This window comes from Streptomyces minutiscleroticus (assembly GCF_014650875.1).
Lineage (GTDB): Bacteria > Actinomycetota > Actinomycetes > Streptomycetales > Streptomycetaceae > Streptomyces > Streptomyces minutiscleroticus.
This window is the reverse complement of sequence record NZ_BMVU01000001.1, coordinates 680293-701772: the sequence shown is the minus strand read 5'-3', so window position 1 is coordinate 701772 and position 21480 is coordinate 680293. Positions and strand designations below refer to the sequence as shown.

Annotated in this window: 15 protein-coding genes; 9 read left to right on the top strand and 6 right to left on the bottom strand. The window is 73.5% G+C overall.

The window, feature by feature from the left end:
- Positions 1–43: 43 nt before the first annotated feature.
- Entirely contained in the window at positions 44–610 is a 567-nt protein-coding gene (locus tag IE271_RS02815) for an RNA-binding S4 domain-containing protein (RefSeq protein ID WP_190188478.1), read from the top strand.
- Positions 611–675: 65 nt separating this feature from the next.
- Here the strand turns inward: IE271_RS02815 and IE271_RS02810 are convergent, their stop codons facing one another.
- The 4 genes from IE271_RS02810 to rpsA form a co-directional block, all read right to left on the bottom strand.
- Positions 676–1056 (bottom strand): tetratricopeptide repeat protein, encoded by a 381-nt coding sequence (locus tag IE271_RS02810; RefSeq protein WP_190188477.1) that lies wholly within the window; start codon positions 1054–1056, stop codon positions 676–678.
- Between the two features lie 49 nt (positions 1057–1105).
- Positions 1106–1714 carry a dephospho-CoA kinase gene (coaE, locus tag IE271_RS02805; RefSeq protein ID WP_190188476.1) on the bottom strand — a complete coding sequence of 203 codons (609 nt, stop codon included), beginning with the start codon at positions 1712–1714 and terminating at the stop codon, positions 1106–1108.
- Between the two features lie 190 nt (positions 1715–1904).
- Entirely contained in the window at positions 1905–2843 is a 939-nt protein-coding gene (locus tag IE271_RS02800) for a PAC2 family protein (RefSeq protein ID WP_190188475.1), read from the bottom strand.
- 346 nt (positions 2844–3189) lie between these two features.
- Positions 3190–4683 (bottom strand): 30S ribosomal protein S1, encoded by a 1494-nt coding sequence (rpsA, locus tag IE271_RS02795; protein WP_190188474.1) that lies wholly within the window; start codon positions 4681–4683, stop codon positions 3190–3192.
- Between the two features lie 359 nt (positions 4684–5042).
- On the opposite strand from rpsA, the gene IE271_RS02790 reads away from it, so the two are divergent.
- Positions 5043–5885 (top strand): class I SAM-dependent methyltransferase, encoded by an 843-nt coding sequence (locus IE271_RS02790; protein ID WP_190188473.1) that lies wholly within the window; start codon positions 5043–5045, stop codon positions 5883–5885.
- A gap of 157 nt (positions 5886–6042) precedes the next feature.
- The gene (gene hrpB, locus IE271_RS02785; protein ID WP_190188576.1) at positions 6043–8577 is read left to right on the top strand and encodes an ATP-dependent helicase HrpB; all 2535 of its coding nucleotides are present in this window, start codon (positions 6043–6045) and stop codon (positions 8575–8577) included.
- A gap of 95 nt (positions 8578–8672) precedes the next feature.
- On the opposite strand, the gene IE271_RS02780 is transcribed toward hrpB, so the two are convergent.
- Positions 8673–10409, bottom strand: coding sequence for a lytic transglycosylase domain-containing protein (locus IE271_RS02780; RefSeq protein ID WP_190188472.1), 1737 nt, complete (start codon positions 10407–10409; stop codon positions 8673–8675).
- 274 nt (positions 10410–10683) lie between these two features.
- On the opposite strand from IE271_RS02780, the gene IE271_RS02775 reads away from it, so the two are divergent.
- Positions 10684–11598 carry a DUF4184 family protein gene (locus IE271_RS02775; protein WP_190188471.1) on the top strand — a complete coding sequence of 305 codons (915 nt, stop codon included), beginning with the start codon at positions 10684–10686 and terminating at the stop codon, positions 11596–11598.
- A 378-nt stretch (positions 11599–11976) separates the two neighbouring features.
- On the opposite strand, the gene polA is transcribed toward IE271_RS02775, so the two are convergent.
- Entirely contained in the window at positions 11977–14703 is a 2727-nt protein-coding gene (polA, locus tag IE271_RS02770) for a DNA polymerase I (protein ID WP_190188470.1), read from the bottom strand.
- Positions 14704–14861: 158 nt separating this feature from the next.
- On the opposite strand from polA, the gene IE271_RS02765 reads away from it, so the two are divergent.
- From IE271_RS02765 to IE271_RS02745, 5 genes are all read left to right on the top strand, one after another.
- A complete protein-coding gene (locus tag IE271_RS02765; RefSeq protein WP_190188469.1) occupies positions 14862–17141 on the top strand; it encodes an FdhF/YdeP family oxidoreductase in 2280 nt (759 codons plus the stop codon).
- 74 nt (positions 17142–17215) lie between these two features.
- Positions 17216–17695 (top strand): PaaI family thioesterase, encoded by a 480-nt coding sequence (locus tag IE271_RS02760; protein ID WP_190188468.1) that lies wholly within the window; start codon positions 17216–17218, stop codon positions 17693–17695.
- A gap of 124 nt (positions 17696–17819) precedes the next feature.
- Entirely contained in the window at positions 17820–18263 is a 444-nt protein-coding gene (locus tag IE271_RS02755; RefSeq protein WP_190188467.1) for a hypothetical protein, read from the top strand.
- A gap of 899 nt (positions 18264–19162) precedes the next feature.
- Positions 19163–20392 (top strand): branched-chain amino acid ABC transporter substrate-binding protein, encoded by a 1230-nt coding sequence (locus IE271_RS02750; protein WP_190188466.1) that lies wholly within the window; start codon positions 19163–19165, stop codon positions 20390–20392.
- A 150-nt stretch (positions 20393–20542) separates the two neighbouring features.
- Positions 20543–21475 carry a branched-chain amino acid ABC transporter permease gene (locus tag IE271_RS02745; protein WP_190188465.1) on the top strand — a complete coding sequence of 311 codons (933 nt, stop codon included), beginning with the start codon at positions 20543–20545 and terminating at the stop codon, positions 21473–21475.
- Positions 21476–21480 lie beyond the last annotated feature (5 nt).

Sequence of the window (21480 nt, the reverse complement as noted above, 5' to 3'; positions counted from 1 at the left end):
AAAAGGAGTCCGGCCGCCGGGCGGCGGGGATTAAGGTCGGGGCATGGCTTCAGAGACTCAGGGCGCCGAGGACGCCGGGCGCCCGGACGGCGGACACCGCGGCGCCCCGGCGGAGACCGGCCGGACCGGCAGCACCGGGAAGCCGGGCGGCGCGAGCGGTACGGGCGGCTCCGCCGACGCGGTGGCCGCGGCGAGGGCCGCCGCCCCGGCGAACGGCGAGAGCGTCCGCGTCGACAGCTGGATCTGGTCCGTACGGCTCGTGAAGACCCGCTCGATGGGCGCCACCGCCTGCCGCGGCGGCCACGTCCGCGTCAACGGCGAGCGGGTCAAGCCCGCGTACGGCGTGAAGGTCGGCGACGAGGTCCGGCTGCGCCACGGGGGCCGGGAGCGCGTGGTCGTCGTGAAGCGCGTGATCCGCAAGCGGGTGGGCGCGCCGGTGGCGGCGGAGTGCTACATCGACAACAGCCCGCCGCCCCCGCCACGCGAGGCGGTCGCCCCGGCCGGCGTCCGCGACCGCGGCACGGGCCGCCCGACGAAGCGGGACCGCCGCGAGATGGAGCGCCTCCGCGGCTTCGGCGCCCCGCCCGGCAGCTTCGGCCCCGGCGAATAGCACAGGGTCCGGTCGGCGGCGCAAGGCCCGGTGAACCCGGCCGGGCCCACCGGGCATGCCCGGGGCTACGAGTCGAAGCGGGCCGCCGCCAGGTACTCCGGCTGCGGGTCCAGCGCCGCCGCCAGCCGGAAGTGGCGCTTCGCCTGGTCGGAGCGGCCCGCGCGCTCGTAGGTGCGGGCGAGCGCGAAGTGCGCGAACGCGTTGTCCGGCTCGCGCTCCAGGACGATGGTGAACTCCAGCTCGGCGGGGCGCAGCTGCGCCGCCGCGAAGAAGGCACGCGCGCGCAGCAGCCGCGCGGCGGTGTTCTCGGGGTGCGAGGCGATGACCTCGTCGAGCAGCTTCACCGCGCCGCGCGGGTCACGCGCGGCCAGCAACTGCTCGGCGGCGCGGAAATCGATGACGTCCGTCTCCGGAGTGCGTCCGGCAAAACCGCTGGTCTCGGGCACGGCTGAGTCCTTCCCTCGCTCCGGCGGTTCAACGCACCCGGTCCGGCCGCTATTCCTGCCCCGCGCGCGCCCGGCGCACCAGATCGGCCCATACGTCCCGTACGCGCCGCGCCAGCTCCTCCAGCGGCACGTCGTTGTCGACGACGACGTCCGCGATCTCCAGGCGCTTCTCGCGGGGCGCCTGGGCGGCCATCCTGGCGCGGGCGTCCTCCTCGGTCATGCCGCGCAGCCGCACGAGCCGGTCGAGCTGGGTCCCGGGGTCCACGTCCACCACGACGACCAGGTCGTACAGCGGGGCCAGGCCGTTCTCGGCGAGCAGCGGCACGTCGTGGACCACGACGGCGTCCTCGGCGGCGGCGCTCTCCAGCTCCTGGGAGCGGGCCCGGACCAGGGGGTGCACGATCGAGTTGAGCACGGCGAGCTTCTCCGCGTCCGCGAAGACGAGGGAGCCGAGCCGGGGCCGGTCCAGGCTGCCGTCGGGGGCGAGGATCCCCTCGCCGAAGGCGTCGACCACCGCGGCCAGGCCGGGCGTGCCCGGGGCGACCACCTCGCGCGCGATCCGGTCGGAGTCGATCAGGACCGCGCCCTGCTCCACGAGCAGCCGCGACACTTCGCTCTTGCCGGCGCCGATACCGCCGGTCAGACCCACCTTCAGCATGAGCGGAAGCTTAGGCCCTGCCCGTCGGGACCCGGCGCCCGCCCGCCGGGGTCACCGGGGTCCCCGGGACGCGGCTCCCGCCGCCGCGGGACCGCCGAGGACGACCGGACCGCCGGGAGCGGGGCCCGGCGGCCTCCGCGCCCTCCCGGCCGCGTACCGCTGCGACCGCGTCCCTCGGCCGCCCCGGACCTCAGCCCTCGCCCTCGCGCTCCGCGAGGAACTTCTCGAACTCGCGGCCGATCTCGTCGGCGGACGGGATCTCGACGGGCTCGGCCAGCATGTTGCCGCGGGTCTCGGCGCCCGCGGCGGCGTCGTACTGGTGCTCCAGGCCCTGGACGAGCGCGACGAGCTCCTCGTCGCCCTCCTGGATCTGCCGGTCGATCTCGGTCTGCGTGCGGTGCGCCTCGGTGCGCAGGCTGTGCGCGACGCCGGGCAGGACCAGGCCGGTCGCGGCGGTGACGGCCTCAAGGACGGTCAGCGCGGCGTCCGGGTAGGGCGAGCGGGCGATGTAGTGCGGCACGTGCGCGGCCACCCCGAGGACGTCGTGGCCGGCCTGCGCCAGCCGGTACTCCACCAGGGACGCGGCGCTGCCGGGCACCTGCGCCTGTTCGAAGGGGCTGCGGTGGCCGGGCACCAGGTCGGTGCGGGTGCCGTGCGGGGTCAGGCCGACGGGACGGGTGTGCGGCACGCCCATGGGGATGCCGTGGAAGTTCACCGCCAGGCGGACGCCGAGCCGCTCCACGATCTGCTCGACGGCCGCGGCGAACCGCTCCCACTCGACGTCCGGCTCGGGCCCGGACAGCAGCAGGAACGGTGCCCCGGTGGCGTCCTGCAGGAGCCGCACGTCCAGGGTGGGCACCTCGTAGTCGGTCCAGCGGTCCCGCTTGAAGGTCAGCAGCGGGCGGCGGGCCCGGTAGTCCACCAGGCGGTCGTGGTCGAAGCGGGCCACGACCTGCTGGGGCAGCGAGTCCGTGAGCTGCTCGACGATCTGGTCGCCGGTCTCGCCCGCGTCGATGTAACCGTCGAAGTGGTAGAGCATGACCAGTCCGGCCGACTCCTGGGCCAGCGCCATGTCGACGACGGCCAGGCCCTTCGGCTCCCACGTGTACAAACCCTGCGGATCAAGCAATGTGACCGCCCCTCCTCGTATCCACAGGCGACAACGCCGGTCATGGGCGCGGTCATTCCCGGTCGGCGCCCCGTCCGGCCGCCCTTTGCCGAGTTTTCGCAAAGGCGCGACCGATACGCCGGGTAACCCACGGTCTCGTACGCGGGACGGCCCGCGTGCCCCGCGTGGGGAGCACGGGCCGCACCGTGCGCGGGACGCGGGCCGTCCCGTACGGGGCGGGGACCGCGCCGTACCGACGCGAACGCACCGCGGGCCCGCACCCGGTGGTGGGTGCGGGCCCGCGGTGACGGCTACCGCTCAGCGGAGGATGTCGCCCTCCGCGCCCTCACGGTGTGAGGGGGACGGTTCAGCTCTGGCCGCCGGCGAGCTTCTCGCGCAGCGCGGCCAGGGCCTCGTCCGACGCCAGGGCGCCGGAGTTGTCCGCCGACTCCGAGGAGTACGAGCCACCCGAGGCGGCCGGAGCCGCACCCGCGTCGCCGCCCTCGGCCTCCGCCTGGGCGTCGGCCTCGCGGGACTTGATGACCTGCGCCTGGTGCTGCTCGAAGCGCGACTGCGCCTCGGCGTACTGGCGCTCCCACTCCTCGCGCTGCTTCTCGTAGCCCTCGAGCCAGTCGTTGGTCTCGGGGTCGAAGCCCTCGGGGTAGATGTAGTTGCCCTGGTCGTCGTAGGACGCGGCCATGCCGTACAGGGTCGGGTCGAACTCGACCGCCGTCGGGTCGGCACCGAAGGACTCGTTGGCCTGCTTCAGCGAGAGGCTGATGCGACGGCGCTCGAGGTCGATGTCGATGACCTTGACGAAGATCTCGTCGTTGACCTGGACGACCTGCTCCGGGATCTCGACGTGGCGCTCGGCCAGCTCGGAGATGTGGACCAGGCCCTCGATGCCCTCGTCGACGCGCACGAACGCACCGAACGGAACCAGCTTCGTGACCTTGCCGGGCACGACCTGGCCGATCTGGTGGGTCCGGGCGAACTGCTGCCACGGGTCCTCCTGCGTCGCCTTCAGCGACAGGGAGACACGCTCGCGGTCCATGTCGACGTCGAGGACCTCGACGGTGACCTCCTGGCCGACCTCGACGACCTCGGAGGGGTGGTCGATGTGCTTCCAGGACAGCTCGGAGACGTGGACCAGACCGTCGACGCCACCCAGGTCCACGAAGGCACCGAAGTTGACGATCGAGGAGACCACGCCGGAGCGGACCTGACCCTTCTGCAGGGTCGTGAGGAACGTCTGGCGGACCTCGGACTGGGTCTGCTCCAGCCAGGCACGGCGGGACAGGACCACGTTGTTGCGGTTCTTGTCCAGCTCGATGATCTTCGCCTCGAGCTCCTTGCCCACGTAGGGCTGGAGGTCGCGGACACGGCGCATCTCGACGAGGGAGGCCGGCAGGAAGCCACGGAGGCCGATGTCGAGGATGAGACCACCCTTGACGACCTCGATGACGGTACCGGTGACGATGCCGTCCTCTTCCTTGATCTTCTCGATGGTGCCCCAGGCACGCTCGTACTGGGCGCGCTTCTTCGAGAGGATCAGGCGGCCTTCCTTGTCCTCCTTCTGGAGGACCAGGGCCTCGATCTCGTCGCCGACGGCCACGACCTCGTTCGGGTCGACGTCGTGCTTGATCGAGAGCTCGCGGCTCGGGATGACACCTTCGGTCTTGTAACCGATGTCGAGCAGGACCTCGTCCCGGTCGACCTTCACGATGACGCCGTCGACGATGTCGCCGTCGTTGAAGTACTTGATCGTCTCGTCGATCGCTGCGAGGAATGCTTCCTCGTTACCGATGTCGTTGACCGCTACCTGCGGGGTGGTGGCGGTGGTCTCGGTGCTGCTCGTCATGTGGGAAAGGGCTCCGGTACGGACATTGAAGTCGTAGGTACTGCTACGCCGGGAGCCCGTATCGCTCTGAAGAAGCCGGACAGCCTAGGAAGCGCCGAACCCGGAGACCGGGAGGCGCCTCGACAACCGAGGGGACATACAACAGATGCGAGCGCAGCCTGCTACGTCTGAGGTGCGCAGGCCCGCAGCGCAACTTGTAGCATACGGGGGCAGCCGGACAGGGTCAATGCGCGAAGGCGCACACCCGGGGCGGATCGCCGCATACCCGGCACAGAACTCATGCGGCGGCAGCCGCGTCCAGCACCGTCCGCGGGCCGCACGGGCCTCTGGCGTCCCTTTCGCGACACCGTCCGGACGGGATGGAACGGAAGAGTACGACGAGGGAGCCGATCATCCAAGAGCCCGAACCGTTCGAGCCCGAGGCCACGCGGCGCCGGGCGGGGACCACGGAGAGCGCCCGCGCCAATCGCGGCTGGTGGGACCGGAACGCGGACGAGTACCAGACCGAGCACGGCACCTTCCTGGGCGACGACCGCTTCGTGTGGGGCCCCGAGGGGCTCGACGAGGTGGAGGCCGAGCTGCTCGGCCCGCCGGAGGAGCTGAAGGGCAGGGACGTCCTGGAGATCGGCGCGGGCGCGGCGCAGTGCTCGCGCTGGCTGGCCTCCCAGGGGGCCCGCCCGGTGGCGCTCGACCTCTCGCACCGGCAGCTCCAGCACGCGCTGCGGATCGGCGGCGCGTTCCCCCTGGTCTGCGCCGACGCCGGTGCGCTGCCGTTCGCGGACGGCTCCTTCGACCTGGCGTGCTCGGCGTACGGGGCGCTGCCGTTCGTGGCCGACCCGGTGCTGGTGCTGCGCGAGGTGCGGCGGGTGCTGCGCCCGGGCGGCCGCTTCGTGTTCTCGGTGACGCATCCGATCCGCTGGGCCTTCCCCGACGAGCCGGGCCCCGAGGGCCTGAGCGTGTCGGCGTCCTACTTCGACCGCACACCGTACGTCGAGCAGGACGAGGAGGGCCGTGCGGTCTACGTCGAGCACCACAGGACCGTCGGCGACCGGGTGCGCGACATCGTGGCGGCCGGGTTCCGGCTGGTGGACCTGGCCGAGCCGGAGTGGCCGGCGTGGAACACCCAGGAGTGGGGCGGCTGGTCGCCGCTGCGCGGGAGCCTGATCCCCGGTACGGCGATCTTCGTGTGCGAGCGGGACTGAGCCGGGGCCCCGGCGCCGGGGCCCGGCGGCCCGCGGCGGGGCCGACGCCCCGGACACGGCGGCCGGCAGCAGGAGGGACACCCCGGGCACGGCGGCCCGTGGGGCCGGCACCCGCGGCGCGGGCGGCTCGCGGGGCTGCTGGGAGACTGGGGCGGTGATGCCGCGGTCCGACGTTCTCGACAGCCTGCCCGTCCGTTCCGCCGTACCGGCCCTTCGGGAGGCGCTGGAGGAGCACGGGGCCGCCGTGCTCTGCGCGCCGCCGGGCACGGGCAAGACGACACTGGTGCCGCTGGTGCTGGCCGGGCTCGCCGGGGACGGGCCCGCGCGGCGCGTGGTCGTCGCCGAGCCGCGGCGGATCGCGGCCCGCGCGGCGGCCCGGCGGATGGCCTGGCTGCTCGGCGAGGAGCCGGGCGGGAGCGTCGGGTACACCGTGCGCGGCGAGCGGGCCGTGGGGCCGCACACGCGCGTGGAGGTCGTGACGACGGGCGTCCTGCTGCAGCGGCTCCAGCGCGACCAGGAACTGCCCGGTGTCGACGTGGTGGTCCTCGACGAGTGCCACGAGCGGCACCTGGACGCGGACACCGTCGCCGCCTTCCTGCTGGACGTACGGGCCGCGCTGCGCCCGGAGCTGCGCCTCGTGGCCGCCTCCGCCACGACCGACGCGCAGGGGTGGTCCGAACTGCTGGGCGGGGTCCCGGTGGTCGAGGCGACGGGCGTGTCGCATCCGGTGGAGGTGGTGTGGGCGCCGCCCGCGCGCCCCGTGCGGCCGCCGCACGGCATGCGCGTGGACCCGGCGCTGCTGGCGCACGTGGCGTCGGTGGTGCGGCGGGCGCTGGCCGAGCGCTCCGGGGACGTGCTGTGCTTCCTGCCCGGTGTCGGGGAGATCGCGCGGGTCGCCGGGCAGCTCGGCGACGTGGACGTGCTCCAGGTGCACGGGCGCGCCCCGGCGGCCGTGCAGGACGCGGTGCTGTCCCCCGGGCGGCGGCGCCGGGTGGTGCTCGCGACCTCCGTGGCCGAGTCCTCGCTGACCGTGCCGGGCGTGCGGGTGGTCGTGGACTGCGGGCTCGCCCGCGAGCCGCGGGTGGACCACGCGCGCGGGCTGAGCGCGCTGACGACCGTACGGGCCTCGCGGGCGGCGGGGCGGCAGCGGGCCGGGCGCGCGGGCCGCGAGGCGCCGGGCGCCGTCTACCGCTGCTGGGCCGAGGCCGAGGACGGGCGGCTGCCGCGCTTCCCCGCGCCGGAGATCAGGGTCGCGGACCTCACGGCGTTCGCGCTCCAGGCGGCGTGCTGGGGCGATCCGGACGCCTCGGGGCTCGCCCTGCTGGACGCGCCGCCGGCCGGGGCCATGGCGGCGGCACGGTCCGTGCTGGCGGCCGTGGAGGCGGTCGACGCCGCCGGGCGGGCCACGGACCGGGGCGCGCGGATGGCGCGCATGGGACTGCACCCCCGGCTGGCGCGGGCCCTGCTGGACGCCGCGCCCGCGGTGGGCGCCGGGCGGGCCGCGGAGGTGGTGGCCCTGCTGAGCGAGGAGCCGCCCCGGGAGTACGGGGACGACCTGGCGGCGGCCTGGCGCCTGGCCCGCCGCGGCGGCGACGCCTACGCGGCGCGCTGGCGCGCCGAGGCCGGTCGGCTGCGGACGGCGGTCCGGGACCTCGCCGGGACCGCGGGCGCCGCCGGTCCGGGGAGCGCGGCGGAGCCGCCCGCCGGTGCCGTGCGCGGGGACGACGGGACCGTGGGGCTCGTGGTGGCCCTGGCCTTCCCCGAGCGGGTGGCGCGGGCGCAGGGCGGCTCGTACCTCATGGCGTCCGGGACCCGGGCGGAACCGGGCGAGGGGACGGGGCTGCGCGGCGCCGAATGGCTCGCCGTCGCCGTGGCCGACCGTCCGCTGAACGCCGCGCACGCGCGCGTGCGGCTCGGCGCGGCCCTGGACGAGGAGACGGCGCTCGCGGCGGCGGCCGCCCTGCACACGGAGGGCGAGGAGGTCCGGTGGGCCGGCGGCGACGTCGTGGCGCGGCGGGTCGAGCGCCTGGGCGCGGTGGAGCTCGCGGCGCGCCCGCTGCCCGGCCCCGCCCCCGTCCTGGTGCGGGAGGCGCTGCTGGAGGGGGTGCGCCAGGAGGGGTTCGGGCTGCTGCGCCGGTGGGGTGACGCGCGGGCGCTGCGGCAGCGGCTGGCCTTCCTGCGGCTGCACCTGGGCGACCCCTGGCCGGACGTCTCGGACGAGGCGCTGCTGGCGCGCGCGGAGGACTGGCTGGAGCCCGAGCTCGGCCGGGCCCGCCGCCGCGCCGACCTGGAGCGGATCGACGCGGTCCAGGCCCTGACGCGGCTGCTTCCGTGGGCGTCCGGGGAGGCGGCCCGGTTCGAGGAACTGGCCCCCGAGCGCATCGGGGTGCCGAGCGGGTCCAGGGTCCGGATCGACTACGCCGACCCCGAGCGGCCGGTGCTCGCGGTGAAGCTCCAGGAGATGTTCGGGCTCCAGGAGTCGCCCGCCGTCGCGGGCGTGCCCGTGCTCGTCCACCTCCTCTCCCCCGCGGGCCGCCCCGCCGCCGTCACCGCCGACCTGGCGTCCTTCTGGAGGGACGGCTACCGGGCCGTGCGGGCGGAGCTGCGCGGCCGCTACCCCAGGCACCCCTGGCCCGAGGACCCGGCCGGCGCCGAGCCGACCCGGCACACGAACGCGCGCCTGCGGCGCTGAGCGGCCGGCCGTGACGGCGTGCGCACGTAGTACGCCGAGGGGCCCCTCCCGGCGGCAGGAGGGGCCCCTCGGCGTATGCGCGTACGGTCCGAGCGCTACGCGGCCGGCTCGGCCACCTTCAGCTCGACCGTCAGGGTCGCGCCGCCGGTCGTGGTGATCCGCAGGAGGTAGGTACCGGCGGTGTCGTCCGCGTGGAGCTTCGGCAGCTTCAGCAGGCCGTCCGCGTCCGTCCTCAGGCCGGAGAGGGTGCGCACGGCCTTGCCGTCCGCGCCCTCGAAGTACGGTCCCTTGTCGTTCTCGGTGGCGTCGTCCGCGGACCTGACCAGCGTGGCCGTGGCGGCGACGCCGTCCGCGGCGGCGCCCTTGTACGTGGCCCTGACCTCGACCTGCTCCGCGAACTCGGCCCCCGGGGCGCAGATCAGCTCCGCGTCGCCGGTGCGCACGAGGGCGTCGGCCTCGGGGGCGGTGACCGTCGCCGCGAACTCCAGGGCGGGCACGGAGCGGCCCACGACGGTGGCGCGGACGGTGAAGTCGCCGGTCTTCTCGCCCGCCTTCAGGGCGGGCGCGGTGGCCGTGCCGGCGGCGGAGGTGACCACGGTGGCGACCGTCTCGCCGCCCGCGAACACGGCGTCGGTGTCACCGGTGATCGTGAACCGCACCCGGACCTTCGCGACCGCCTCGCCCTTCTCGGTCTCCGCCCGGGCGACGATCTTCCCGGCGAAGGTGTCGCCGGCGGTCGCGGTGAGCTTGCCGGTGCCCGCGTTCTCCAGGTGGTGCACGGTGTCGGTGGGCGTCGGGGACGGGCTGGCGGGGTCGCTGGGCCCGGGCGTGCCCGGGTCGGCGGGGCCGGGGGACGGGCTCCCGGAGCCGCCCGAACCACCGGAGCCGCCCGATCCGCCGGTCGACGGCGGGGTCGTGCCCGGCTCGGAGCCGCCCTTGCCCGGGGTGGACGGGGCGGGCGTGGTGGGGGCGGGGGAGGTCGGCGCGGGGGTCGTCGGGGTGGGGCTCGCGTCCGTGACGGGGTCGCTGGGGTGCGAGGGCACGGAGCCCGTGCCGTCCGGGACCTCGTGGGTGCCCTTGCGGTAGTACTCCAGCCAGGTCAGGACCGTGTTGAGGTAGTCCTGGGAGTGGTTGTAGCTGAGGATCGCGGCGTTCAGCTGCTGCTGGACGGACAGGTCGCGGTCGCCGGCGCACAGGTAGTGGCCGGCGGCCAGGGCCGCGTCGTAGATGTTGTTCGGGTTCTTCTCGCCGTCGCCGTTGCCGTCCTGGCCCCAGCTCGCCCAGGTGGACGGGATGAACTGCATGGGCCCGACCGCGCGGTCGTGGACCTCGTCGCCGTCGTACGCGCCGTCGTCGGTGTCGGTGATCCGCGCGAAGCCGACGCCGTTGAGGACGGGGCCGAGGATGGGGCTCCGCGTGGTGCCGTCGGCGGTGACGCGGCCGCCGCTCGCGTGGCCCGACTCGACGTGGCCGATGGCCGCCAGCAGCTGCCAGGGCAGGTTGCAGCCGGGCCTGGCCTCGCGCAGCGCCGCCTCGGCCTTCTTGTAGGCGTCGAGGACGGTGGCGGGTATGCCGGCCCCGCTCTCCTCCTCGTCGCCGGAGGAGTCGTCCGTGGGGCTGTCGAGCGGCGGGAGGTCGGTGTAGTAGCGCGGGTCCGTCGCGGTGTCGTCGGCGCTCGGGTCGGGCGACGCCTGCGAGCCGGCGGACTCACGGCCCTGCGGGGTGTCCGTGACCCCCGGCGCCTGGGAAGCGGACAGCGCCGCGACCGCGAGCGCGGCCACAGCGGTGGTCGCCGCTCCCTTGGCGATCCTTCTGCCGAGGTGCGCCGTCATTGCGTGAACCCCTCCCGTCGACGACCGTCCGCGCTCCGCACTCCCCCGGTGCGGTGACGCAGGCGACCCTACGACAACTTGTGCCGCCCAGACACCTGTTCGTGCCCGATTTTCACCAGTTGGCCACGTCCGGTTCGGATGAACCGGCCGAGTCCGGGCGAACCGCGCGCCCTTTTCCCACGTCCCGCATACTGAGCGTCGTTGATCACGCACGTCGAACGCCGTTGATCGTGAACGCGTCCTGTCCGGTCAACGCCAGTCGCAGGGGGGCCACTTGCCGTTCACTCTCAGCCATGCCGCGGCCGTGCTGCCCGCCGTGCGCACCGACGGGTCCGGGCGCGGGCGGCTGGTCCCCGCGGTGCTCGTCGCGGGTTCGTGCGCGCCCGACCTGACCTACTACACGGCGGGCGTGGTCCCCGGGGGGATGGAGTTCGGCAGGTTCACGCACTCGTTCACCGGCGTGTTCACGTTCGACGTCGCGGTCGCGTGGCTGCTCGTGGCCGGATGGCTGCTGCTGCGGGAACCGCTGGTGGCGCTGTTGCCGCGGGCGGCCCAGGCGAGGGTCGGGGCGCTGCTGCGGTGCGGCGCGCCGCGCACGCGGCCGGGTCCGGGGCTCGCGCTGCGGTGGTACGCGTCGGCTGTGCTCGGGGGGCTGACGCACGTCGTGTGGGACGCGTTCACGCACCACGACGGGTGGGGGACGCGGGCGTTCCCCGTGCTGGGCCGGGAGGTGGCGGGCGCGCCGGTGTTCTGGCTCCTGCAGTACGGCGGCTCGGCGGTCGCCGCCGCGGTGATCGCGGCCTTCGTCGTGGCGGCGCTGCGGCGGACGGCCCCGGCGGCCCCCGCCGGGGTGCCCGTGCTGTCCGCGCGCGACCGGCTGCGGGGCCTGGCCGTGCTCGGCGGCTGCGCGGCCCTCGCGGCGGCGCAGCGCGCGCTGCGCTGGTGGGTGGAGAGGGGCGGGGCCGCCAAGCCCTGGGAACTGGTCCCGACGCTGTGCTTCGGGGTGGGCGCGGGGCTGGTGGCCGGAACGGTGCTGTACGCCGCGGCGGTCCGGCTGCGCCGCCCGGCACCGGTCCCCGCGGCGCCACCGGTGCCGGTCCCCTCGGCTCCACCGGCGCCGGCGGAGCCGGGCGCGGTCCCTGCCGCGGGCCGTCGGTCCAGGGCCGCCGAACGGCCCGGCCGCACGTAACGCCCGGCGCGGCCCCGGCCCGGGACCGCCGGCCGCGGACCCCTGACCGGCCCGGACACGGACGGCTCCCGCGGGGAAGCCCGTACCGAGCCCGTGCCCCCGTACGAAACGGCCGCCCGGCGCCCCGGGAGGGGGCCGGGCGGCCGTCCGACGCCCTGAGCGGGCGGCCTGCCTAGGGCCGTGACCGGCCGTGGCCGGAAAGGTCCGCCGTGGGCTCGCGGCGTCCGGTGCGGTGCGCCGCGAGGCGGAGGACCGCCCTCGTACTTGGACGTACCCGGATGGCTCCGACAACGCGGCGTGGGGGTCCCCCCTGCTCGAAGAGCCAGGGGGAGTGCCGTGCCGGGCGTCGCGAGCCGGTGAACCCTTCCGGTCACGGCACTAGTGCGCCGCCGACTCCCAGTCCGTGCCGTAGCCCACCGACACGTCCAGCGGGGCCCGCAGGTGGACCGCGTTCGCCATCTCGCGGCGGACCAGTTCCTCCGCGGCCTCGTGCTCGCCGGGGGCGACCTCCAGGACGATCTCGTCGTGGACCTGGAGCAGCATGCGCGACTTGAGGTCCGCCTCGCGCAGCGCGCGGTCCACGTTCAGCATCGCGATCTTGACGATGTCCGCGGCGGTGCCCTGGATCGGCGCGTTCAGGGCCATGCGCTCGGCGGTCTCGCGGCGCTGGCGGTTGTCGCTGTTGAGGTCGGGCAGGTAGCGGCGGCGGCCGAGCAGCGTCTCCGTGTACCCGGTCGCGCGCGCCTCGTCGACCACGCGGTGCAGGTAGTCGCGCACCCCGCCGAACCGCTCGAAGTAGGTCTCCATCAGCGCGCGGGCCTCGCCCGCGTCGATGTTGAGCTGCTGCGAGAGGCCGAAGGCCGACAGCCCGTACGCCAGCCCGTAGGACATGGCCTTGATCTTGCGGCGCATCTCGGCGTCGACCGCGGACCGCTCCACGCCGAAGACCTGCGAGGCGACCGTGGTGTGCAGGTCCTCGCCGGAGGTGAACGCCTCGATGAGCCCGGCGTCCTCCGACAGGTGCGCCATCACGCGCAGTTCGATCTGGCTGTAGTCGGCGGTCATCAGCGACTCGAAGCCGTCGCCGACGACGAAGCCGCGGCGGATCGCGCGGCCCTCGTCCGTGCGGACGGGGATGTTCTGCAGGTTCGGGTCGGTGGAGGAGAGCCGGCCGGTGGCGGTGATCGTCTGGTTGAAGGTGGTGTGGATGCGGCCGTCCGCCGCGATCGACTTGATCAGGCCCTCGACCGTGACGCGCAGCTTGGCCTGCTCGCGGTGGCGGAGCATGATCACCGGCAGTTCGTTGTCGGTCTGGCCGGCGAGCCAGGCCAGGGCGTCCGCGTCCGTCGTGTAGCCGGTCTTGGTCTTCTTGGTCCTCGGCAGGCCCAGCTCGCCGAAGAGGACCTCCTGGAGCTGCTTGGGCGAGCCGAGGTTGAACTCGTGCCCGGCCGCCGCGTGCGCCTCCTTCACGGCCTGCTGGACGGCGCCCGCGAACATCTGCTCCATGGCCTCCAGATGGGCCCGGTCGGCGGCGATGCCGTGCCGCTCCAGGCGGGCGAGCAGCACGGACGTGGGCAGCTCCACGTCGCACAGCAGGTCCGCGGCGCCGACCTCGCGCAGCCGGGTCCCGAACGCCTCGCCCAGGTCGAGCACGGCGCGGGCCTGCACCATGAGGGCCTCGGCCGCGGCGCCGTCGTCGGTGCCGAACGCCAGCTGCCCGTCGGCGGCCGCCGGGGGCGCCAGCTCGCGGCCGAGGTACTCCAGGGACAGCGCGTCCAGGTCGAAGGAGCGGCGGCCCGGCTTGACCAGGTACGCGGCGAGCGCGGTGTCCATGGACACGCCCGCCACCTCCCAGCCGTGCTCGGCGAAGACCCGCATCACGCCCTTGGCGTTGTGCAGCACCTTGGGCCGCCCGGGGTCGGCGAGCCACCGCGCGAACGCGTTCTCGTCCGCCTCGTCCAGCTCCGCCGGGTCGAACCAGGCGGCGGAGCCGTCGGCCGCGGCGAGCGCCACCTCGGCCACCGAACCCGTGCCGAGCGCCCAGGAGTCGACCGTGCTCAGCCCGAGGACGGCGTCCCCGCGCCCGTCGAGCCACGGCGCCAGCCCGCCCGTGCCGAGCACCGCGCCGTCGATCTCCACCCCGTCGGCGGCGACGGGGACGGTGTCCGCCTCCTCGGCGCCCGGGTCGACGGCGAGCAGCCGCTCGCGCAGCGACGGATTGCGGATCTCCAGGGTGTCCAGGATCATCGCCAGGCTCTTGCGGTCGTAGGCGACGCGCTCCAGGTCGGTCACCGCCTTGGGCAGCTCGACGTCGCGCACCATCTCCGTGAGGCGGCGGTTGAGCTTCACCGACTCCAGGTGGTCGCGGAAGTTCTGCCCGGCCTTGCCCTTGACCTCGTCGGCGCGCTCGACCAGCTCGGCGAACGACCCGAACTGGTTGATCCACTTCGCGGCGGTCTTCTCGCCGACGCCGGGGATGCCGGGCAGGTTGTCGGACGGGTCGCCGCGCAGCGCCGCGAAGTCGGGGTACTGGGCGGGCGTCAGGCCGTACTTCTCGACGACCTTCTCCGGCGTGTACCGGGTCAGCTCGGAGACGCCCTTGGTCGGGTACAGCACGGTGGTGTTCTCGGTGACCAGCTGGAAGGAGTCGCGGTCGCCGGTGACGATCAGCACCTCGAAGCCCTCGGCCTCGGCCTGCGTGGCGAGCGTGGCGATGATGTCGTCGGCCTCGAAGCCCTCGACGGCGAACCGCTGCACGTGCATCGCGTCGAGCAGCTCGCCGATCAGCTCCACCTGCCCGCGGAACTCGTCGGGGGTCTTGGAGCGGTTCGCCTTGTACTCGGCGAACTCCTGCGAGCGCCACGTCTTGCGGGAGACGTCGAACGCCACCGCGAAGTGCGTGGGAGCCTCGTCGCGCAGCGTGTTCGCCAGCATCGACGCGAAACCATAGATGGCGTTCGTCGGCTGGCCGGTCGCCGTCGTGAAGTTCTCCGCGGGCAGCGCGAAGAACGCGCGGTAGGCCAGCGAATGCCCGTCCATGAGCATCAGCCGGGGCCGGTCGCCGCCTGCGGTCTTCTCGGTCTTCTTCGATGCTGTCTGTGCCACGCCCCCGATCCTGCCACGCCGCACCGACAACGGGGCTCGCGCCGCTCTGCCCGGCGGCCCCGGTGTCACCGGCGCGTGGGAGGATCGGAGGACTGTCCCACCATGTGCGCCCGGCAGACCCGGCACAGGTGCACCCGACGGCCCGAGAGGGAGCAGCGATGGTCAGCAAGCCGCCACAGGGCGATCCCGTCCAGGACGCGCCGCAGGTCTCCGGACCGCAGCACGCGGCCGCCGGCCTCCCCGCCGTCAGGCACAGCCTCGCCATGGCCCGGGAGCAGATGGGCGTGCGGCGCACCGCGCTGACCCTGCTGCGCGTCAACCAGAAGAACGGCTTCGACTGCCCCGGCTGCGCCTGGCCGGAGGGCGAGCGGCGGCACGCGGCCGAGTTCTGCGAGAACGGCGCGAAGGCGGTCGCCGAGGAGGCCACGCTGCGCCGGGTCACCCCGGACTTCTTCGCCGCGCACCCCGTCGCCGACCTCGCGCACCGCAGCGGCTACTGGCTGGGCCAGCAGGGCCGGCTCACCCACCCCATGTACCTGGCGGAGGGCGCCGACCGCTACGAGCCGGTGTCCTGGGAGCGCGCCTTCGACATCGTCGCCGAGGAGCTGGACGCCCTGGCCTCCCCCGACGAGGCGCTGTTCTACACCTCGGGCCGCACGAGCAACGAGGCCGCGTTCCTCTACCAGCTGTTCGCCCGCGAGTTCGGCACGAACAACCTGCCGGACTGCTCCAACATGTGCCACGAGTCCTCCGGTTCCGCGCTCACCGAGACCCTCGGCGTCGGCAAGGGCAGCGTCCTGCTGGAGGACCTGTACAAGGCGGACCTGATCGTCGTGGCCGGGCAGAACCCGGGCACGAACCACCCGCGCATGCTGTCGGCCCTGGAGAAGGCCAAGGCGAACGGCGCGAGGATCATCAGCGTCAACCCGCTGCCCGAGGCGGGCCTGGAGCGCTTCAAGAACCCGCAGACACCCCGGGGCCTCGTCAGGGGCGCCGCCCTGACCGACCTGTTCCTGCAGATCCGCATCGGCGGCGACCAGGCCCTCTTCCGGCTGCTCAACAAGCTGGTCCTAGAGACCGAGGGCGCCGTCGACGAGGAGTTCGTGCGCGAGCACACGCACGGCTACGAGGAGTTCGCCGCGGCCGCCCGCGCCGCCGACTGGGACGAGACGCTCGCCGCCACCGGCCTGACCCGCGCGGAGATCGAGAAGGCGCTGGAGATGGTGCTCGCCTCGAAGCGCACCATCGTGTGCTGGGCGATGGGCCTGACCCAGCACAAGCACTCCGTGCCGACCATCCGCGAGGTGGTCAACTTCCTGCTCCTGCGCGGCAACGTCGGCCGCCCCGGTGCCGGCGTGTGCCCGGTGCGCGGCCACTCCAACGTGCAGGGCGACCGCACGATGGGCATCTTCGAGCGGCCCGCGCCCGCCTTCCTGGACGCCCTGGAGAAGGAGTTCGGCTTCGCACCGCCCCGGGAGCACGGTCTCGACGTCGTCCGGGCCATCGAGGCCCTGCGCGACGGCCGGGCGAAGGTCTTCTTCGCCATGGGCGGCAACTTCGTCTCCGCCTCCCCCGACACCGCCGTCACCGAGGCCGCGATGCGCCGGGCCCGGCTGACCGTCCACGTCTCCACCAAGCTCAACCGCTCGCACGTCGTCACCGGCGCCCGCGCCCTGATCCTGCCCACCCTCGGCCGCACCGAGCGCGACCTGCAGGGCAGCGGCGAGCAGGTCGTCACCGTCGAGGACTCCATGGGCATGGTGCACGCCTCGCGCGGCCGCCTGGAGCCCGCGAGCGAGCACCTGCTGTCGGAGCCCGCCATCGTCTGCCGGCTGGCCCGCCGGGTGCTGGGCGAGGGCAGCACGGTGCCCTGGGAGGAGTTCGAGAAGGACTACGCGGCGATCCGCGACCGCATCGCGCGCGTGGTGCCCGGCTTCGAGGACTTCAACGCGCGCGTGGCCCGCCCCGGCGGCTTCGCGCTCCCCCACGCCCCGCGCGACGAGCGCCGCTTCCCCACCGCCACCGGGAAGGCCAACTTCACCGCCGCCCCGGTGGAGTACCCGGAGGTGCCCGAGGGCCGGCTGCTGCTGCAGACCCTGCGCTCGCACGACCAGTACAACACCACGGTCTACGGCCTGGACGACCGCTACCGCGGGATCAGGAACGGCCGCCGGGTGGTGCTGGTCAACCCCGAGGACGCGCGGGAGCTGAAGGTCGCCGACGGCTCGTACGTGGACCTGGTGAGCGAGTGGACGGACGGCGTGGAGCGGCGCGCGCCCGGCTTCCGCGTCGTGCACTACCCCACCGCCCGGGGCTGCGCGGCCGCCTACTACCCGGAGACCAACGTCCTGGTGCCGCTGGGCGCCACCGCAGACACCAGCAACACCCCGGCCAGCAAGTCCGTCGTGGTGCGTCTGGAACAATCGGCCACCGACTGAGCGTTCGCTCAGTCGACCGGAAGCCGATCGGTCCACGACGAGACGCGATCCACGACGAAACGGAGCCGGTGCCCATGGGCGAGCAGCACACCGTGAAGTTCCCGCAGGAGGTCATCGACGAGTACGCGGCGCTCGGCGTCGACCTGGTGGCCCTCTTCTCCGCCGGCCACCTCGGCACCCGCATGGGCGTGCAGATCGTCGAGGCGTCCGCGGACCGCGTCGTCGGCACCATGCCGGTCGAGGGCAACACCCAGCCGTACGGGCTGCTGCACGGCGGCGCCTCCGCCGTGCTCGCCGAGACCCTCGGCTCGGTCGGCGCCATGCTGCACGGCGGCAGCTCCAAGCTCGCCGTGGGCGTCGACCTCAACTGCACGCACCACCGGGCGGCGCGCTCCGGTCTGGTGACCGGGGTGGCCACGCCCGTGCACCGCGGGCGCTCGACGGCGACGTACGAGATCGTCATCACCGGCGAGGACGGCAAGCGGGTCTGCACCGCCCGGCTGACCTGCATGCTGCGCGACGCCGGCTCCGACGGGGCCCGCGCGGCCGGCTGAACCCCGGAAGACGCGGCGGGCTGCAACCCGGGGGACGCGGCGGTCCGTACGCCCGGCTCCTGCGCTGGGTGCCCGCGCCCTCCGGCCCGTTGTTCCCGGGCCTGCGGCGCCTTAGCGTCGAGACATGACGACAGCAGGAGCCTCCCGGCCGGGGGCGGCGCTCGGGCGGCGGCTCGGGGCGGCGCTCCTGACCGGCGGCCTGGTCGCCGGCTGCGGCGCGGCCGACGCGCCGGGCGGGAGAGCGACGGACGCCCCGGGCCCCCGCGCCGGGCGCGCCGCGTCCGGCGCGCCGCCGTCCCCGTCCGCCACGCCCCCGCAGGACCTGTGCGCACGGGTCGTGGCGTACTGGTCGCGCGAGGCGCTGGACGGCGACACCTACGGCGACTACCAGTCGATGGGCCTGTCGAACGGGCAGTACGAGATCCTCAGGGCCGTCGTGGACGCGGCCCGGCCGGTGCGGGAGCGCGACGGCCGCGAGGCGGCACAGCGGCTGGTCGACCGCGAGGCGCGGCGGGGCTGCGATGCCTGGTACCGCGACGGCGGACCGGGCGAAGGCCCCTGGCAGTGAGCGGCGTCGGCCCGGTCGAGCCGGAGGGGAGCACGCTCGCGCGGGACGCGGGGCGAAGCTCACCGCCCGTGCCCGGATCCGCGCGCGGACGCCTGGCGGAATCCCTCGCACGGCACCGCCGCGCGGTGCTCGCCGGAGCGGCGGCGACCGCGCTCCTGGTGGGCGGCGGCTGCCTGTACGCCGCCCGCGAGCGGGCCCCGCAGCCCTCGCAACTGCCCCCGTCGCAGCGCGTGCGGATCACGTACGAGAAAGCGGAATTACCTCCTCCATCCGCTTCCACCAGCGATTTCTCCTTTTCGGTGCTCCTTACAACGAAATCGGGACCGCCCGTCACGGTGGCCGGGATTTCCCAGCCCTACGACGCCATTTCCCTGAGTTCGACACCCCGGACGCCTTTCCCGGCCGGGACCGGACCCGCCCGCAGGATCGCGATCACCATGCATGTCCTGGATTGCTCTCAGGTGCCTGGGAATGCCGGACTGCCTTTCCTGGACGTAACTCTGCGTAATACGGACGCAATGGAGAACCACAGTTTCATCCTGGGCGAGCGCTACGCGCAGGACGTCTCACGGGCCCTGCGGAGCATCTGCGCCCACCCGGCAAGGTAATCACCAAAACTAAAGAACGCTGCTGGAATCAGAAGCGGCTGTCCTGCGGATTCTCACTATGCGGACCGGGCGAATCAACCGGAATTCCTCTCTTCCGCCCAGCGGGTACCGCTCTGCATTACGTCGTGTCATAACAAGAGCGTCACAGCCTCTGTCAGACTCTCCTCCACGTTCCCCACACCCGCTTAGAGTCACGGCCAGTCACCGCGCCATCGGATTCGAATGATTTCGGCCCAGCGCTCGACTCGGACCCTTCCATCAGGACGGGCCGCGCCAGGGAAAGGACTGATCGTGCGTCAACGTTCGCTCATCGCCATCACCGCCGCGCTGGCGGCGGGAGCACTTACCCTCACCGCCTGCGGCTCGCGCGACGAGGGCGGCAGCGGCGACTCCTCCGGCGGCGGCACCACCGTCGTCATCGGCGTCGACGCCCCGCTGACCGGCGACCTGTCCGCCCTCGGCCTCGGCATCAAGAACTCCGTCGACCTCGCCGCCAAGACGGCCAACAAGGACAAGTACGTCGAGGGCGTCACCTTCAAGGTCGAGGCCCTCGACGACCAGGCGCAGCCCTCCTCGGGCCAGCAGAACGCCAGCACCTTCGTCTCCAAGGACGAGGTCCTCGGCGTCGTCGGCCCCCTGAACTCCTCCGTCGGCGAGTCCATGCAGAAGGTCCTCGACGACGCCAAGCTCGTCCAGGTCTCCCCCGCCAACACCGGCCCCGGCCTCACCCAGGGCGCCGACTGGCAGACCAAGAAGGTCCGCCCCTACAAGGCGTACTTCCGCACCGCGACCACGGACGCCATCCAGGGCCCGTTCGCCGCCCAGTACGTCTACAACGACGCCAAGAAGAAGAAGGTCTTCGTCATCGACGACAAGAAGACCTACGGCGCCGGCCTCGCCGCCACCTTCACCGACGAGTTCAAGAAGCTCGGCGGCAAGATCGTGGGCACCGAGCACATCGACCCGGACACCAAGGACTTCTCCACCGTCGCCACCAAGGTGAAGAACTCCGGCGCCGACGTCGTCTACTACGGCGGCGAGTACCCGCAGGCCGGCCCGCTCGGCAAGCAGATCAAGGCCGCCGGCGCCAAGATCCCGCTGGTCGGCGGCGACGGCATCTACGACCCGACCTTCATCCAGCTCGCCGGCAAGGACAGCACCGGCGACCTCGCCACCTCCGTCGGCGCCCCGGTCGAGGACCTCCCCTCGGCCAAGGAGTTCGTCGCCAAGTACAAGGAGGCCGGCTACAAGGAGGCCTACGGCGCCTACGGCGGCTACTCCTACGACTCCGCCTGGGCCATCATCGAGGCCGTCAAGAAGGTCGTCGAGGACAACGACGGCAAGCTCCCCGACGACGCCCGCGCCAAGGTCACCGAGACCATGCAGAACGTCTCCTTCGACGGCGTGACCGGCAAGGTCTCCTTCGACGAGTTCGGCGACACCACCAACAAGCAGCTCACCGTCTACTCGGTCGAGGGCGGCGAGTGGAAGCCGGTCAAGTCCGGCACGTACACCGGCTGAGCCGACCGCACCACTCACACCGAGCCGCGCGGGGCGCCGCACCACCGGCGCCCCGCGCGCACTCGCATGGGCGCCGCACCGCACGCGCCGCCCGCGCGGACTCGCATCCGGTCACACCCCTCGACTATCCGAAAGCTCGGAGGACATGCGGTGAACGAACTGCCGCAGCAGCTGGTCAACGGCCTGCTACTGGGATCCATGTACGGGCTGGTCGCCATCGGCTACACGATGGTCTATGGCATCGTCCAGCTCATCAACTTCGCCCACGGCGAGATCTTCATGGTGGGCGGCTTCGGCGCCCTCACCGTCTACCTGTACGCGCTGCCCGACGGCACGTCCATGGTGATAGCGCTCCCCCTGATGATCCTCGGCGGCGTCATAGCCTCCGTGCTCGTCGCCGTCGGAGCGGAACGGTTCGCCTACCGCCCCCTGCGCGGAGCACCCCGCCTCGCCCCCCTGATCACCGCCATCGGCCTCTCCCTCGCCCTGCAGCAGGCCGTCTGGGCCTGGTACCCCGACGCACGCTCCGCGATCACCTTCCCGCACATCGACGGCGGCCCCTTCGAGATCGGCGGCGTCACCATCCAGACCGGCGACATCTTCCTGATCATCGCCGCCCCCCTCAGCATGGCGATCCTCGCCTACTTCGTGATGAAGACCCGCACCGGCCGCGGCATGCAGGCCACCGCGCAGGACCCCGACACCGCCAAGCTCATGGGCATCAACACCGACCGCATCATCGTGGTCGCCTTCGCCCTCGGCGCCGCGTTCGCCGCCGTCGGAGCCGTCGCCTACGGCCTCAAGTACGGCGAGGTCCAGTTCCGCATGGGCTTCATCCTCGGCCTGAAGGCCTTCACCGCCGCCGTCCTCGGCGGCATCGGCAACATCTACGGCGCCATGCTCGGCGGCCTGGTCCTCGGCGTCGCCGAGTCCCTGTCCACCGCCTACATCGCCGACATCCCCGGCATGGACCAGTTCGGCAGCCAGTCCTGGGCCAACGTCTGGGCCTTCGTACTCCTCATCCTCGTGCTCCTCTTCAGGCCCCAGGGCCTGCTCGGAGAGCGCGTCGCGGACAGGGCGTGACACCG

Coding starts and splice junctions, on each gene's coding strand:
- IE271_RS02815 (WP_190188478.1), top strand. CDS start 44: ATGGCTTCAGAGACTCAGGGCGCCGAGGACGCCGGGCGCCCGGACGGC.
- coaE (WP_190188476.1), bottom strand. CDS start 1,714: ATGCTGAAGGTGGGTCTGACCGGCGGTATCGGCGCCGGCAAGAGCGAA.
- rpsA (WP_190188474.1), bottom strand. CDS start 4,683: ATGACGAGCAGCACCGAGACCACCGCCACCACCCCGCAGGTAGCGGTC.
- IE271_RS02790 (WP_190188473.1), top strand. CDS start 5,043: ATGGAACGGAAGAGTACGACGAGGGAGCCGATCATCCAAGAGCCCGAA.
- hrpB (WP_190188576.1), top strand. CDS start 6,043: ATGCCGCGGTCCGACGTTCTCGACAGCCTGCCCGTCCGTTCCGCCGTA.
- IE271_RS02780 (WP_190188472.1), bottom strand. CDS start 10,409: ATGACGGCGCACCTCGGCAGAAGGATCGCCAAGGGAGCGGCGACCACC.
- IE271_RS02765 (WP_190188469.1), top strand. CDS start 14,862: ATGGTCAGCAAGCCGCCACAGGGCGATCCCGTCCAGGACGCGCCGCAG.
- IE271_RS02760 (WP_190188468.1), top strand. CDS start 17,216: ATGGGCGAGCAGCACACCGTGAAGTTCCCGCAGGAGGTCATCGACGAG.
- IE271_RS02755 (WP_190188467.1), top strand. CDS start 17,820: ATGACGACAGCAGGAGCCTCCCGGCCGGGGGCGGCGCTCGGGCGGCGG.